17 protein-coding genes are annotated in these 13988 nt (G+C 65.0%); 7 read left to right on the forward strand and 10 right to left on the reverse strand.

The genetic code is table 11. The features are described 5' to 3' along the window. Positions 1-3 precede the first annotated feature (3 nt). The 3 genes from AC07O3_RS22765 to AC07O3_RS22775 form a co-directional block, all read right to left on the reverse strand. Complete coding sequence (locus AC07O3_RS22765) at positions 4-369, reverse strand: response regulator (RefSeq protein ID WP_093056632.1); 366 nt, start codon at positions 367-369, stop codon at positions 4-6. After that, positions 369-767, reverse strand: coding sequence for a response regulator (locus AC07O3_RS22770; RefSeq protein WP_021012487.1), 399 nt, complete (start codon positions 765-767; stop codon positions 369-371). Before AC07O3_RS22770 ends, AC07O3_RS22765 begins: the two co-directional genes overlap by 1 nt. 84 nt (positions 768-851) lie before the next feature. Beyond that, the gene (locus tag AC07O3_RS22775) at positions 852-1022 is read right to left on the reverse strand and encodes a rubredoxin (RefSeq protein WP_007838397.1); all 171 of its coding nucleotides are present in this window, start codon (positions 1020-1022) and stop codon (positions 852-854) included. A 111-nt stretch (positions 1023-1133) separates the two neighbouring features. Here AC07O3_RS22775 and thiD point away from each other — a divergent pair, with 111 nt between their 5' ends. Genes thiD through AC07O3_RS22790 form a run of 3 tightly spaced genes read left to right on the forward strand, consistent with a single transcriptional unit; the run spans position 1134 to position 3865 of the window. Further along, positions 1134-2096 carry a bifunctional hydroxymethylpyrimidine kinase/phosphomethylpyrimidine kinase gene (gene thiD / locus AC07O3_RS22780; protein ID WP_093056633.1) on the forward strand — a complete coding sequence of 321 codons (963 nt, stop codon included), beginning with the start codon at positions 1134-1136 and terminating at the stop codon, positions 2094-2096. Further along, positions 2096-3376 (forward strand): glutamate-1-semialdehyde 2,1-aminomutase, encoded by a 1281-nt coding sequence (gene hemL, locus AC07O3_RS22785; RefSeq protein WP_093056634.1) that lies wholly within the window; start codon positions 2096-2098, stop codon positions 3374-3376. Before thiD ends, hemL begins: the two co-directional genes overlap by 1 nt. A 3-nt stretch (positions 3377-3379) precedes the next feature. Next, positions 3380-3865 carry a hypothetical protein gene (locus AC07O3_RS22790; RefSeq protein ID WP_093078477.1) on the forward strand — a complete coding sequence of 162 codons (486 nt, stop codon included), beginning with the start codon at positions 3380-3382 and terminating at the stop codon, positions 3863-3865. A 107-nt stretch (positions 3866-3972) separates the two neighbouring features. Here the strand turns inward: AC07O3_RS22790 and purH are convergent, their stop codons facing one another. From purH to dusB, 3 genes are read right to left on the reverse strand one after another with little or no spacing between them, the layout of a single operon-like run. Next, positions 3973-5580, reverse strand: coding sequence for a bifunctional phosphoribosylaminoimidazolecarboxamide formyltransferase/IMP cyclohydrolase (purH, locus tag AC07O3_RS22795; RefSeq protein WP_093056636.1), 1608 nt, complete (start codon positions 5578-5580; stop codon positions 3973-3975). A gap of 16 nt (positions 5581-5596) precedes the next feature. Continuing rightward, complete coding sequence (locus AC07O3_RS22800) at positions 5597-5833, reverse strand: Fis family transcriptional regulator (RefSeq protein ID WP_007838304.1); 237 nt, start codon at positions 5831-5833, stop codon at positions 5597-5599. Positions 5834-5850: 17 nt separating this feature from the next. Further along, a complete protein-coding gene (gene dusB / locus AC07O3_RS22805) occupies positions 5851-6915 on the reverse strand; it encodes a tRNA dihydrouridine synthase DusB (protein WP_093056637.1) in 1065 nt (354 codons plus the stop codon). 174 nt (positions 6916-7089) lie between these two features. Here dusB and AC07O3_RS22810 point away from each other — a divergent pair, with 174 nt between their 5' ends. Then, complete coding sequence (locus AC07O3_RS22810) at positions 7090-7554, forward strand: YqaA family protein (protein WP_093056638.1); 465 nt, start codon at positions 7090-7092, stop codon at positions 7552-7554. On the opposite strand, the gene AC07O3_RS22815 is transcribed toward AC07O3_RS22810, so the two are convergent. The 4 genes from AC07O3_RS22815 to ychF form a co-directional block, all read right to left on the reverse strand. Then, the gene (locus tag AC07O3_RS22815; RefSeq protein ID WP_093056639.1) at positions 7555-8229 is read right to left on the reverse strand and encodes a glutathione S-transferase; all 675 of its coding nucleotides are present in this window, start codon (positions 8227-8229) and stop codon (positions 7555-7557) included. Positions 8230-8339: 110 nt separating this feature from the next. Further along, positions 8340-8525 carry a hypothetical protein gene (locus AC07O3_RS22820; RefSeq protein WP_093056640.1) on the reverse strand — a complete coding sequence of 62 codons (186 nt, stop codon included), beginning with the start codon at positions 8523-8525 and terminating at the stop codon, positions 8340-8342. Next, entirely contained in the window at positions 8522-9043 is a 522-nt protein-coding gene (locus tag AC07O3_RS22825) for an ATPase (protein ID WP_093078473.1), read from the reverse strand. The genes AC07O3_RS22820 and AC07O3_RS22825 overlap by 4 nt, the downstream gene beginning before the upstream one ends. Positions 9044-9073: 30 nt before the next feature. Continuing rightward, positions 9074-10165, reverse strand: a complete 1092-nt coding sequence (ychF, locus tag AC07O3_RS22830; protein WP_093056642.1) for a redox-regulated ATPase YchF — start codon at positions 10163-10165, stop codon at positions 9074-9076. A gap of 208 nt (positions 10166-10373) precedes the next feature. On the opposite strand from ychF, the gene AC07O3_RS22835 reads away from it, so the two are divergent. The 3 genes from AC07O3_RS22835 to AC07O3_RS22845 are packed head-to-tail and all read left to right on the forward strand — an operon-like array spanning position 10374 to position 13956. Continuing rightward, positions 10374-11327 carry a sugar ABC transporter substrate-binding protein gene (locus tag AC07O3_RS22835; RefSeq protein ID WP_093177404.1) on the forward strand — a complete coding sequence of 318 codons (954 nt, stop codon included), beginning with the start codon at positions 10374-10376 and terminating at the stop codon, positions 11325-11327. Between the two features lie 44 nt (positions 11328-11371). Further along, complete coding sequence (locus tag AC07O3_RS22840; RefSeq protein ID WP_495340396.1) at positions 11372-12964, forward strand: sugar ABC transporter ATP-binding protein; 1593 nt, start codon at positions 11372-11374, stop codon at positions 12962-12964. Continuing rightward, positions 12961-13956, forward strand: a complete 996-nt coding sequence (locus AC07O3_RS22845) for an ABC transporter permease (RefSeq protein ID WP_093056645.1) — start codon at positions 12961-12963, stop codon at positions 13954-13956. The genes AC07O3_RS22840 and AC07O3_RS22845 overlap by 4 nt, the downstream gene beginning before the upstream one ends. Positions 13957-13988: the final 32 nt, after the last annotated feature.

Genomic DNA, 13988 nt, shown 5'->3' on the forward strand with positions numbered 1-13988 from the left:
CGCTCAGTTCAGCGCGCTGATCTTGGACATCAGGTCGGCTGCGTTGACCGGCTTCACGATGTAGTCGCGTGCGCCCTGGCGCATGCCCCAGACGCGGTCGGTTTCCTGGTTCTTGCTGGTGCACAGGATGATCGGGATGGCCGCGTACTTCGGGTCGCGGGCAATGGCGCGCGTGAGCTGGAAGCCGTTCTGGCCGGGCATCACGACGTCCATGAGGATCAGGTCGGGGTGGTCTTCTTCCAGGCGGCGCATGGCGTCGTCGGCGTTTTCAGCCGTCTTGACGGCAAAGCCGTTCTTCTGGAGGAGGTCGGTCAGGAACACCAGTTCCGTCTTGGAGTCGTCGACGACGAGGATTTTGCGAATAGGCATTACTGCACTTCCTGTTGAACGATGCCAAACTGCTGCACGGCCTGCAGCAGCTGGTCTTTGGTGAAAGGCTTGGTCAGGTAGTCTTGCGATCCGACCATACGGCCGCGGGCCTTGTCGAATACACCGTCTTTCGAAGACAGCATGACGACCGGAACGTTGGAAAAATGGGCGTTGCGCTTGATGATGGCGCACGTCTGGTAGCCGTCGAGCCGCGGCATCAGGATGTCGCAGAAAATCAGATGCGGCTTGTGGTCGTTAACCTTGGAGAGCGCGTCGAAGCCGTCCTCCGCAAGAAGAACCTCGTGCCCACCCTGCTTCAGAAAAATCTCGGCACTGCGCCGGATGGTATTGCTGTCGTCAATGACAAGCACCTTGTAACCTGATCCATTCGGGCCCATTGCAAACGCTCCTGCTCATGAGACTTGGAAGCCCGCCGCGCCGAACATCGACGCAGACCGCGTAGCTCTATCTATGCCATGCTTTCAGATTTCAACCATTTCGAAGTCTTCCTTGCGCGCACCGCACTCAGGACAGGTCCAGTTCATCGGCACATCGGCCCAGGCCGTGCCTGCCGCGATGCCGTCTTCCGGTACACCAACCGCTTCGTCATAGATCCACCCACAAATCAGGCACATCCAAGTTTTCGTATTCATCGGAGCTTAAAGTCCTTGTTCATTAAATGCAACGAGTGTATCTATGCGTATCTCACTGGCAGACGGTAAACGTCGCGCCTATGCCACCATCCAGGGGATTCCGCCCGGCGTATGACCATCTACTTACTTCCAGCAGACAAAACCCGCAAACCGGGCGATCTTAACGACCCCTCGCAGGATGAAGGCGAGCTGGCCGAGCGCGACCTGAATCCCCCCTGCGTGCTGGTGTTCAACGCCAGCGACCCCAGCGGTGCGGGCGGGTTGGGCGCCGATGCCCTCGCCATGGCGTCGGTGGGCGCACACGTCCTGCCCGTCGTCACAGGCGCCTACGCCAGGGACACGGCCGAGATTTTCGACCACTTTCCCTTCGACGAGGAGGCCATCGCCGAGCAGGCGCGCGCCATCCTGGAGGACGTGGAAGTCCAGTTGATCAAGGTGGGCTTTGCCGGCACCCCCGAGGCCCTGAGCACCATCGCCGAGACCGCCGCCGACTATCCCGAGGTGCCCGTGGTGGCCTACATGCCCAACCTTTCGTGGTGGGACGAGAACCTGATCGAGCCCTATCTGGACGCTTTTCGGGAGCTGGTTTTGCCTCAAACGACGGTGTTGGTTGGAAACCACAGTACTCTGTGGCGCTGGCTGCTTCCGGACTGGAACGGCGAGCGTCCGCCCGGTGCGCGCGACATTGCCAAGGCCGCCGGCGAGTTCGGCGTGCCCTATACGCTGGTAACCGGCATGGTGCTGCCCGAGCAGTTCATCGACAACGTTCTGGCCTCGCCGCAGTCGGTGCTCGCCAACGAGAAGTACGAACGGCTCGAAGCCGTCTTCGCCGGCGCCGGCGACACCCTGTCGGCCGCGCTGGCCGCCTTGCTGGCGAGCGGCACCGACCTCGTGGCCGCGACCACCGAGGCGCTGGCCTACATGGACCGCTGCCTCGACGCGGGCTTCCGCCCCGGCATGGGCCACGTGCTGCCCGACCGCCTGTTCTGGGCCGAGCCCGAGGACGACGAAGACGATGAAGACCCGGACGCCGCGCCGGACTTCGCCCTCCCCCCACACGACACCCGACACTGATGACCGACCGCAACGACATTCTTTTCGAGCGCGCCCGCGCCGTGATCCCCGGGGGCGTCAACTCGCCCGTACGCGCCTTCAAGGCAGTGGGCGGCACGCCCCGCTTCATCCAGCGCGCGCAGGGCGCCTACTTCTGGGACGCCAACGACAAGCGCTACATCGACTACATCGGCTCCTGGGGTCCGATGATCCTGGGCCATGGCCACCCTGCCGTGGTCGAGGCGGTGCAGAAGGCCGTGCTCGAAGGCTTCTCGTACGGCGCGCCGACCGAGCGCGAGATCGAACTGGCCGAGGCCATCCTCGCGCTGGTGCCGTCGATGGAGATGGTGCGGCTCGTGAGTTCCGGCACCGAAGCCGCGATGAGCGCATTGCGCCTGGCGCGCGGCGCCACCGGCCGCAAGAGCATCGTCAAGTTCGAGGGCTGCTACCACGGCCACGCCGACGCATTGCTGGTGAAGGCCGGCTCCGGCCTCGCCACCTTCGGCAACCCGACCTCAGCCGGCGTGCCGCCCGAGGTGGTGCAGCACACCATCGTGCTCGAGTACAACAACCTGCAGCAGCTCGAAGAAGCCTTCGCCCTGCATGGCAGCGACATCGCCTGCCTGATGATCGAAGCCATTGCCGGCAACATGAACTTCGTGCGCGCCACGCCCGAGTTCGCCAAGCGCTGCCGCGAGCTCTGCACGCAACACGGCGCCCTGCTGATCTTCGATGAAGTGATGACCGGCTTTCGCGTGGGCCTGCACGGCGCACAGGGCGTGCTGGGCATCAAGCCCGACCTCACGGTGCTCGGCAAGGTCATCGGCGGCGGCATGCCGCTCGCGGCCTTCGGTGGCCCGCGCGCGATCATGGAACAGCTCGCGCCGCTAGGCCCGGTCTACCAGGCCGGCACGCTGTCGGGCAATCCGGTGGCCACGGCATGTGGTCTTGCCACGCTGAAGGAAATTGCAAAGCCCGGCTTCTACGAAGCGCTTGGCAAGAAAACGCGCACGCTGGTCGATGGCCTGAAGGCGGCCGCCGCGGCCGAAGGCCAGCCCTTCAATGCCGACAGCGAAGGCGGCATGTTCGGCTTCTTCCTGATGAAGGACCTGCCGCAAAACTATGCCACCGTGATGACAACCGACAACGCGAAATTCAATGCGCTGTTTCACGGTTTGCTCGATCGCGGCGTGTATATTGCCCCCGCGCTTTACGAAGCAGGCTTCGTGAGCGCAGCCCACAGCGACGACGACATCGCCGCCACCATCGAAGCCGCAAGACAAATCTTCAGGACGCCCTAGCCCATGAACCCCCTGCGCACGTTGCCGGTGCTGAGCATTCCTCTTCTTGCTCTTCTTCTACCCGGCCTGGCAACTGCGCAGTCCTCCTTCGATCCGAAGAACATCTGGATCAACCCGGGTTTCTATTCGGCGCACTTCGACAGTGGCAAGGGCCTGGAGAACGTCAACCAGGGGTTGGGTTTCGAGTACCCGCTGAACGACACCTACCGTCTCACGGCTGGCACTTTCCGCAACAGCGATCGCCGGCAGTCGAACTACGTGGGTCTGTATGTGCTGCCAGTCGAGTTCTACGGCGTGAAGTTCGGCGCCGTGGTGGGCGGCTTCGACGGCTACCCCAATTACCGCAACGGCAACTGGTTCCCGGCCATCCTTCCGGTGGCTGCCATCGAAGGCAAGAACTGGGGCCTCAACATCGCCTACGTGCCGACCATCAAGAACCGGCTGTACGGCGCGATCACCTTCCAGCTGAAATACCGGTTCGGAGAATAGGCTCGCCCCCAGGCTTCGCGCACTTCGTGTCGCTTCGCCAACCCCCACCGGGGGCAACACCTGCGGCCCGGCAAAGCCGGTTCCGCGGTGTTCTTGAAGGAGCGTCGTCAGTGCCTGAAGTGACGCACGCCCGAAAGCACCATCACGACGCCGCGCTCGTCGGCGGCATCGATCACTTCCTGGTCGCGCATCGAGCCGCCCGGCTGAATGACGCAGCTCGCGCCCGCATCGACCACCACGTCGAGGCCGTCGCGGAACGGGAAGAAGGCGTCGCTGGCGACGGCAGTGTCCTTCAGCGACAGGCCGGCGTGCTCGGCCTTGATGCTGGCGATGCGCGCCGAATCGAGGCGGCTCATCTGGCCCGCGCCCACGCCCATGGTCATGCCGTTGGCGCAGAACACGATCGCGTTGCTCTTCACGTACTTCGCGACCTTCCATGCGAAGAGCAGGTCTTGCAGTTGCTGCGGCGTAGGCTGCTTCTTGCTGACCACCTTGAGGTCGCTGGCCGCGAGCTCATGGTTGTCGGCGGTCTGCATCAACAAGCCTGAGCCGATGCGCTTCACGTCCATTGCATTGCGGCCGTTGTCCCAGTCGCTCGCGCCGCCCGGCGGCAGCGATATCTTGAGAATGCGCACGTTCTGCCGGTTCTTGGTCGCCTGGAACAGCTCCAGTGCCTCGGGCGTGTAATCGGGCGCCATCAGCACTTCGACGAACTGCTTGGAGATCTCCTGGGCCGTCGCGCCGTCGACCGGTCGATTGAAGGCAATGATGCCGCCGAAGGCCGAGGTCGGATCGGTCTTGAAGGCCTTGCCGTAAGCCTCGGCAGCATCCTTGCCGATGGCAACGCCGCAGGGGTTGGCGTGCTTCACGATCACGCAGGCCGGCACATCGAAGCTCTTCACGCATTCCCATGCAGCATCAGCGTCGGCGATGTTGTTGTAGCTCAGCTCCTTGCCCTGCAGCTGCTTTGCCGACACGAGCGAACCGGGCGCCGGATACAAGTCGCGGTAGAACGCGGCCTGCTGGTGCGGGTTCTCGCCGTAGCGCAGGTCTTGCACCTTCACGAAGCGGCCGTTGCTTTGCGCGGGGAACAGCGAGCGCTTGGGCGCGGGCTGGCCGATGCTGGCGTCGAAGTCGATGGCCGAGAGGTAGTCGCTGATGGCACCGTCGTAGTCGGCGATGCGGTTGAACGCGGCCACCGAAAACGCGAACTTGGTCTTGTCGCTGAGCTTGCCGTCGGCCTTCAGCTCGGCGAGCGCCACCGCGTATTGCGATGCGTCGGTGAGCACGCCCACGTCCTTCCAGTTCTTGGCCGCGCTGCGCACCATGGCCGGGCCGCCGATGTCGATGTTCTCGATCGCGTCTTCGAGCGTGCAGCCGGGCTTGGCCACGGTGGCTTCGAACGGGTACAGGTTGACCACCAGCAGGTCGATGGTGTCGATGCCGTGTTCCTTGATGGCCGCCACGTGCGCGGGCAGGTCGCGGCGCGCGAGCAGGCCGCCGTGGATCTTCGGGTGCAGCGTCTTCACGCGGCCATCGAGCATCTCCGGAAAGCCGGTGTGGTCGGCAACTTCGGTGACGGGCAGGCCGGCATCGGCCAGCAGCTTGGCGGTGCCGCCGGTGGACAGCAGCTTGATGCCCAGCGCATGCAGCGCCTGGGCGAATTCGAGAATGCCGGTCTTGTCGGAAACGGAGATGAGTGCGGTCTGGGCCATTGGATATGCCGTGGAGTTATTTCAAAAGTTTGTGTTCAACGAGCTTCTTGCGAAGCGTGTTGCGATTCAGGCCCAGCCATTGCGCGGCTTTGGATTGATTGCCTTCCGCGCGCGTCATCACGACGTCGAGCAGGGGTTTCTCGACCACGCGCACGAGCATTTCGTACATGCCGTCGGGTTCGGTGCCACGCAGATCGCGAAAGTAGCTGTCCAGACTGGTGCGCACGCAGTCCTCGATATGTTTCTTGCTCATTGCTTCTTCTCTTTTTCTCAATCGACGGCGCAAGCCGCCTCCTCTTCACCTGGCGACGCCTCTTCGTCCGCCAGGTGCTGCACGGGCATGCGGTCCATGCGGTCCGCCAGCCCGTCGAAATAGTCGCCGACCGCGCGCAGCTGCTCGGCACAGTCCTCGATGGTGTTCATGCGTGCGCGAAACGCTTCGCCGTCGGGCAGCGTGCGCACATACCAGCCGATGTGCTTGCGCGCCGTGCGCACACCGCTGTAGTCGCCGTAAAGCGCATAGTGCTCCACGAGATGGTCGAGCAGCAAGCGGCGCACTTCAGCGACCAGCGGCGGCGCGCGGTGCGTGCCCGTTTCCAGGAAGTGCGCGATCTCGCGGAAGATCCACGGGCGGCCCTGCGCGGCGCGGCCGATCATCACAGCGTCGGCGCCGGTGGCCGCAAGCACGTCGCGTGCCTTCTCGGGCGAACGGATGTCACCGTTGGCCACCACCGGCACGCGCACCGCGGCCTTCACGGCGGCGATGGTGTCGTACTCGGCAAAGCCCTTGTAGCCCTGCTCGCGCGTGCGGCCGTGCACCGTGAGCATCTGCACGCCGGCCGATTCGAAATCGCGCGCGAGCTTCACCGCGTTGCGGTGCTCCTGGCTCCAGCCGGTGCGCATCTTGAGCGTGACCGGCACGCCGAAAGGCTGCGCGGCATCGACCACGGCCTGCACGATTTCAAGCGCCAGCGGCTCGTCGCGCATCAGCGCAGAACCCGCCCATTTGTTGCAGACCTTCTTGGCCGGGCAGCCCATGTTGATGTCGATGATCTGCGCACCGCGCTCGATGTTGTAGACCGTGGCCTCGGCCATCATGGCCGCATCGGTGCCTGCGATCTGCACCGCAATGGGGCCCGGTTCGCCATCATGGTTCGCGCGGCGCGACGTCTTGAGCGTGCCCCAGAGTTCCTTGCGCGACGTGACCATCTCGCTGACCGCGTAGCCAGCGCCGAGTTCGCGGCACAGCATGCGGAAGGGCCGGTCCGTCACGCCGGCCATGGGCGCGACGAACAGGCGGTTTTCCAGCGTGTGGGTGCCGATCTGCAAGGTCATTGGAAAGAGGAGCGTGCGCGTTCGGCTGCTGAAAAATGAGGCACGATTGTAGCCACGCCGCATTTCAGCGACTGAAACGATTTGCGCCCTGGGTACCCGTACAAACACCGGTGCATTCCGGGGCTTTCTCCTGCGGGGTTGCGAGGCACGCGCTGCCTATACTGCGCCGACCTTATGCAAGCCTGGCTCGACTCCCTCATGGCGCTGCTGGCGCTGCCGCAGTACGGTCTCTCGACCTTGTTCGTGGCGGCGTTCGTCTCCGCGACGCTACTGCCGGTGGGCTCCGAGCCCTTTCTCTTCGGGCTGCTCAAGCTCAACCCCGACATGTTCTGGCCGGCCATCGCGGTGGCGACCATAGGCAACACGCTGGGGGGCGCAGTCGACTGGTGGATGGGCTACGGCGCGCACAAGGTGGCCGACAAATACTCGCACTCGAAACATCATGTGCGCGTTCTGGGCTGGCTGGAGCGGCTCGGCCCGAAGGCCTGCCTGCTGAGCTGGCTGCCGCTGGTGGGCGACCCGCTGTGCGCGGTCGCGGGTTGGCTCAAGCTGCCGTTCTGGCCATGCGTTGCCTACATGGCCGTGGGCAAGTTCCTGCGCTACATCACCATGACGGTGGCGCTGCTGCAGATCTTCTGATCAGTTCAACAAGGCGTAGGGGCCGCCGCGTTCGAGCGCGCGCTTGTACGCGGGACGCGCGTGGATGCGCTCCAGGTACGCCATCAGCTTCGGCCGCTTTGCATCGAGCCCGCCGCGCGCCTGCGCGGCTTCGACCACGAAGCTCATCTGGATGTCCGCGCCCGTGAACTCGTCGCCGGCGAACCATTCGCTCTTGCCGAGTTCGGCTTCCATGTAGTTCAGATGGCTTGCGATGTTCGGGTTGATGAACGCCGACTTCGCCTTGGCCGAGATAGCCTTGGCGATCGGCTTCGCGAAGAAAGGCATCTTGCTCGTCTCGATGCGGTCGAACACCAGCTTGAGCAGCAGCGGCGACATCGCCGTGCCTTCGGCAAAGTGCAGCCAGTAGCGATAGCGCAGAGCCTCCGGCGAACCTGCCGCGGGCGCGAGGCGGCCGTGGCCGTAGCGCTCGACGAGTGTCTCGATGATCGCGCCCGATTCCGCAAGCGTGAGTCCGTCATCCGTCGTTACCACCGGCGACTTGCCCAGCGGATGAATGGCCCGCAGCGAAGCGGGCGCCAGACTGGTTTGCGGATCGCGCTGGTAGTGGACGATCTCGTACGGCAGCTCGAGCTCTTCGAGCAGCCAGAGCACACGCTGCGAGCGCGAGTTGTTGAGGTGGTGGACGGTGAGCATGAAGGCGGGCCTTGGAGGAGAAATAGGGCGCGCGCAGTCTACCCAAGAAACCGGCCTTGGCGACCCAGCCGGATGTGCGGGCCGGCGGCTGCCAGCACTGTGCTCGACGCCTACTTCACCCCGGCCTTGCGCAGTTCGTCAGCCGTGATGCGGACTGATTTCTGGCCACGTTGCACCACGATGGCAGTGTTGGTGCGCACTGCGGCTTCTCGCGCTTCCCGTGCGGCGCGCCGAATCGCGATCAGCGAAGCGGCCAGGTCCTTGTCCTTTGCTTGCATCAGCTGTTCACGGGTCATGGTGCTTCTCCCCATTCGATGAGATCTGGCTCTTCGCCAGCGTTGTCGTACAGCGCCCAGGCATCCACCGCAGCGCGATAACGGTCGTCAAAATTCCGACGCCCCGCCTCGAAACGACGGCGAATCACATCTTCAGGAATGTGATGCCCGCCTTGCCGGACACGTTCCGCCACGCGCGCGACTGCAAATTCTGCCGTCGGAAGCGCCAGAAAGAAAAGGCTCACGTGATAGCCAGACTTCCTCCATGCGCCGATGTGGCGCAGATAGCTCAGTCCCGACAACGTGGTCTCGAAAGCAAAGCTCTCCCGACGACGAACGCACTCGGCAATCTCTTCCAGCATCAATCGCCCGGCCTTGATGGCTTCGGCCTCCGGCGCGAAGGGTGACAGCCCGGCGGCGATCAGATCCGCATTGATGAAACGCGAGATTTGCGCTTCCTGCGGAAGGAAAGCGCGGGCGAAGGTAGTCTTTCCCGCCCCGTTGGGGCCCGCAATGATGACGATCTTGGGAAGGCTCATCAACGGAGCATTTCGCTCGGGAGAGTGGCGTCAGGAGCTGAACAGGAAGTTCATCACGTCGCCATCTTTCACGACGTATTCCTTGCCTTCAGAACGCATCTTCCCCGCGTCCTTCGCGCCCTGCTCGCCCTTGAAGGCGATGTAGTCCTCGAACGCGATGGTCTGGGCGCGGATGTAGCCCTTCTCGAAGTCGCCGTGGATCACGCCGGCCGCCTGCGGGCCGGTGTCGCCGATGTGGATGGTCCATGCACGCACTTCCTTCACGCCGGCGGTGAAGTAGGTCTGCAGGCCCAGCAGCTTGAAGGCCGCGCGGATCAGGCGGTTCAGGCCCGGCTCTTCCTGGCCGATCTCGGCGAGGAACATCTTCTTGTCTTCGTCGTCCATCTCGGCCAGGTCGGCTTCGATCTTGGCGCAGATGGCGACCACGGGCGCGCCCTGCTTGGCCGCGTATTCGCGCAGGCGGTCGAGATACGGGTTGTTCTCGAAGCCGTCTTCCGCCACGTTGCCCACGAACATCGCGGGCTTGGCGGTGATCAGCGTGAAGCTCTTGACCAGCGGCAGCTCTTCCTTGGTGAAGTCGAGCGCGCGCACCGGCGTGTTCTCGTTCAGCGCGGCCTGGCAGCGCTCGAGCAGGCCGACCAGCTTTTGCGCGTCCTTGTCGCCGGAACGGGCCACCTTGGTGTGACGGTGCAGCGCCTTCTCGACCGTGGCCAGGTCGGCCAGGCAGAGTTCGGTCTGGATCACTTCGATGTCGGAGATCGGGTCGACCTTGCCGGCCACGTGGATCACGTTCTCGTCGTCGAAGCAGCGCACCACGTTGACGGTGGCGTCGGTCTCGCGGATGTGCGCCAGAAACTTGTTGCCCAGGCCTTCGCCGGTGCTGGCACCGGCCACCAGGCCAGCGATGTCGACGAACTCGACGATGGCGGGCACCACGCGCTCGGGCTTGACGATCTCGCTCAGTTGCGCGAGCCGGGGGTCGGGCACTTCCACCACGCCCACGTTGGGCTCGATGGTGCAGAACGGATAGTTTTCCGCTGCGATGCCGGCCTTGGTCAACGCATTGAAAAGGGTGGATTTACCGACGTTGGGCAGGCCGACGATGCCGCATTGCAAACTCATGGGAGGTCCTCTTGGGTAACCCGCGATTTTAGGCGAGCATGGTTGCAGGCCCGTCCGGCAGGTCTTCGAGCTCGCATTTGCTTGCTCAAAACCTCAGGGTTAGCACCGACTGGCAAACGTTTGCGCAAACGTTTCCCTCAGCTAACATCGGAGCCCCCGGCAAAGACCGGCGCACCGTTCTGATCAACCACCTCAGGAGACATTCACCATGAAGTTCACCCGCCGTACCCTGCAAAGCGCCGCCGCACTCACGCTGCTGGGCGCCATGGCCGGAACACCCGCCCTCGCCCAGGACAAGCCCAAGGTCGCGCTGGTCATGAAGTCGCTGGCCAACGAGTTCTTCCGCACCATGGAAGACGGCGCCAAGGCGCACCAGAAGGCCCATGCCGCCGAATACACGCTGGTGGCCAACGGCATCAAGGACGAGACCGACACCTCCGCCCAGATCAAGATGGTCGAGCAGATGGTGGCGCAGAAGATCAACGCGCTGGTCATCGCTCCGGCCGATTCGAAGGCGCTGGTGCCGGTGATCAAGGCGGCCATCGACAAGGGCATCCTGGTGGTCAACATCGACAACCAGCTCGACGGTGCCGCACTGAAGGAAAAGGGCATCCTGGTGCCGTTCGTGGGCCCCGACAACCGCGCCGGAGCCAAGCTGGTGGGCGATGCGCTCGCCAAGGAGCTGAAGTCGGGCGACAAGGTCGGCATCATCGAAGGCGTGTCGACCACCTTCAATGCGCAGCAGCGCACGCTGGGCTACCAGGACGCAATGAAGGCCGCCGGCGTGACGGTGGTGGGCGTGCAGTCCGGCCAGTGGGAAATCGACAAGGGCAACACCGTGGCCGCCGGCATGATGCGCGAGCACCCCGACCTGAAGGCCCTGCTCGCCGGCAACGACAGCATGGCGCTGGGCGCCGTGGCTGCGGTCAAGGCCGCGGGCAAGACCGGCAAGGTGCTGGTGGTGGGCTACGACAACATCGGCGCCATCAAGCCGATGCTGAAGGACGGTCGCGTGCTCGCCACCGCCGACCAGTTCGCCGCCAAGCAGGCCGTGTTCGGCATCGAGACCGCGCTGAAGGCCATCGCCGACAAGAAGAAGCAGTCGGAGATGCCCGCCGAAGTGAAGACCGACGTGGTGCTGGTCACCAAAGACTCGAAGTAAGCACGCAGCAAGAGAAAGTACAGACGTTGACAGCATCCGCCGCCATGAATCTCACAACGGCCATGCCCGTGCTCTCGCTGAGCGCCATGGGCAAGGACTATGCGGCGCCGGTGCTGGACGACGTCTCGCTCGTGCTCAATGCCGGCGAAGTGCTGGCCCTCACGGGCGAGAACGGCGCCGGCAAGAGCACCCTGTCGAAGATCGTCTGCGGCCTGGTGCAGCCCACGCGCGGCCAGATGCTGCTCGACGGCAAGCCCTTTGCGCCCGGTTCGCGCCGCGACGCCGAGCGGCTGGGCGTGCGCATGGTCATGCAGGAGCTCGGCCTCGTCACCACGCTGTCGGTGGCCGAGAACCTGCTGCTCGACCGGCTGCCCAACAAGACCGGTTGGATCCGCCGCAGCAAGCTGCACGAGCTGGCCGCGCGCCAGCTCGCCAAGATCGGCATGGAGAACATCGACCCGGCCACGCCCGTGGCGCGGCTGGGCATCGGCCAGCAGCAGATGGTGGAGATCGCGCGCAACCTGCAGGACGACACGCGCGTGCTGGTGCTCGACGAGCCCACCGCCATGCTCACGCCGCGCGAAACCTCGCACTTGTTCGAGCAGATCGAGCTGCTGAAGGCGCACGGCGTGGCCATCGTGTACGTGTCGCACCGCCTCGAGGAATTGCAGCGCATCGCCGACCGCGTCGCGGTGCTGCGCGACGGCCGGCTGGTGGACGTGCGCGCCATGGCCGGCGTGCGCGAATCCGAACTGGTGCAGCGCATGGTCGGCCGTGCGGTGCACGAGCACGAGGGCCGCGACCGCCGCGTGGCCGGCCCCGTGTTGCTGAGTGCGCGCGGCATTGGCCGGGCGCAGGTCGTGCGCGACGTCGACATCGACCTGCGCGCAGGCGAAGTCATGGGCCTGGCCGGGCTGGTCGGCTCGGGCCGGACCGAACTGGTGCGGCTGCTGTTCGGCGCCGACCGCGCCGACCGAGGCGAGATCACCCTTTATGAAAACGGCCAGCCCACGAAGCACGCGCGCAAGGGCTGGCGCTCGCCGATGCAGGCCATCCGCGCGGGCATCGGCCTCGTCACCGAAGACCGCAAGTCGCAGGGCCTGCTGCTGACGCAATCGATCCGCGTCAACGCCACGCTGAGCGATCTTGGCGCTATCTCGCACGCCGGCTGGCTGCAGCGCGCCAAAGAGCGCAGCATTGCGCAGAAGCTGGTGGAACTGCTGCGCATCCGTTCGCGCAGCATCGAACAACCGGTTGCCACGCTCAGCGGCGGCAACCAGCAGAAGGTGGTGTTCGCGCGCTGGCTGCACCGCGAATGCAAGGTGCTGCTGCTCGACGAACCCACGCGCGGCGTGGACGTGGGTGCGCGCGCCGACCTGTACGCCGAACTCGACCGCATGACCGACGCCGGCAAGGCGCTGCTGATGGTGTCGAGCGACCTGCGCGAACTGATGGCCATGTGCGACCGCATCGGCGTGATGAGCGCCGGCCGGCTTGTCGCGGTGTTCGAGCGCGGCGAGTGGACCGAACAATCGCTGCTGGCCGCAGCATTCAGCGACGCGACAGGACGCGCCGCCAGCCCGCCGACGGTATCTCCCGTTTCCGATTCGACCCCGGTCACCGCCGACACACAATGAACGCCGAAGCCTCCACCAAACAAAACCCGCCGGCCTCGCCCTCCGCACTCAAGGGCCAGCTCGGCACCTACCTGGGCCTGACGGTCGTGCTCGTGGGCATGATCGCGCTCTTCGGTTCGCTGAGCGAATACTTCCTGACGCGCGAAACCTTCGTCTCCATCGCGAATGAAATTCCCGCGCTGGCCGTGATGGCGGTCGGCATGACCTTCGTGCTGATCATCGCGGGCATCGACCTGTCCGTCGGCTCGGTGCTGGCATTGAGCGCGGCCGTCACGGCGGCGGCCATCCTCGAATGGAAGCTCTCGGTGCCTGTGGCCGCGGTGCTCGGCCTCGTTACCGGGCTCATCTGCGGCACGGTCACGGGCGCGGTGTCGGTCGCATGGCGGCTGCCGAGCTTCATCGTCTCGCTGGGCATGCTCGAAGCAGTGCGCGGCGGCGCCTACCTCGTGACCGATTCGCGCACGCAGTACGTGGGCGACGCCATCTCGGGCCTGGCCGCGCCGTGGATCGGCGGCATCTCGGCCGCCTTCGTGCTGGCGGTGGTGCTGGTGGTCATCGGGCAGATGGTGCTCACGCGCACGGTGTTCGGCCGCCACGTGGTGGGCATCGGCACAAATGAAGAAGCCATGCGCCTGGCGGGCATCGACCCGCGCCCCATCCGCATCATCGTGTTCGCCGTGACCGGCCTGCTGGCCGGCCTCGCGGGCCTGATGCAATCGGCGCGCCTCGAAGCGGCCGACCCCAATGCCGGCGTCGGCATCGAGCTGCAGGTGATCGCTGCCGTGGTCATCGGCGGCACCAGCCTCATGGGCGGGCGCGGCTCGGTGATCAACACCTTCTTCGGCGTGCTGATCATCGCGGTGCTCGAAGCCGGCCTCGCGCAGGTTGGGGCGAGCGAGCCGAGCAAACGCATCATCACCGGCGCCGTGATCGTGGTAGCGGTCATCATCGACACCCTCCGCCAGCGCCGTGCCGACCGCCGCCTGGCCTGACGACAGCATCCCGCCCCACCAGGAACAGGAAA

This window comes from Variovorax sp. GW821-FHT09D05 (assembly GCF_059416325.1).